At 47.4% G+C, this 794-nt stretch carries 1 protein-coding gene; it reads left to right on the top strand.

Annotated elements, in window-relative coordinates:
* Positions 1–794: TolC family protein (locus R7190_RS26775; protein ID WP_318137783.1), on the top strand; the 794-nt coding region annotated here is incomplete at both ends.

The following is a 794-nucleotide window of genomic DNA, read 5'->3' as shown; positions in this document are numbered from 1 at the left end:
GTTGTCTGCAGGTGTTGGCTTCTCGCAAGAGTTGTACAACCGTGCATCATGGATCACGCTAGACACGGCTGAGAAAACGGCTCGTCGTGCAGACGCAACGTACGCAGCAACACAACAAGGTTTGATCCTTCGTGTCTCTCAAGCGTACTTCGAAGTATTGCGCGCTCAAGACAATCTAGTCTTCGTTCGTGCAGAGAAAGCAGCCGTTGGTCGCCAACTAGAACAAACAAAACAACGCTTTGAAGTTGGTTTGTCGGCAATTACTGACGTTCACGACGCACAAGCTCAGTACGATGCAGTACTAGCGGATGAAGTGTTGGCAGAAAATGATCTGATCAACAGCTACGAATCGCTACGTGAAATCACAGGTCAAGAACACAAAAACTTAAACGTTCTTGATACTAACCGTTTCTCTGCGACTCGCACTAGCAGCCCAGCTGAAACATTGATCGAAGAAGCGAAAACGAAGAACCTTAGCCTATTGTCAGCTCGTATTTCTCAAGACATCGCGCGCGACAACATCTCACTAGCTAGCTCTGGTCACCTACCAACTTTATCTCTAGATGGTGGTTACAACTACGGTGATTATTCAGGCACAGAAAGTAACTACAACAGTGGTCTTGGCCGTAATGCAAATAGTGACCGTACAAGCGACGGCTTCAATATTGGCGTTAACCTAGCAGTGCCACTTTACACTGGCGGCAACGTGACATCACAAACCAAACAAGCTGAGTTTGCGTACGTTGCAGCAAGCGAAGATCTTGAAGCTCAGTACCGTAGCGTAGTGAAAGATG

It is taken from the genome of Vibrio sp. 1078-1 (genome assembly GCF_033340475.1).
Note: the sequence above shows the minus strand (reverse complement) of the source record. Positions and strands in the feature narration are given on the sequence as shown.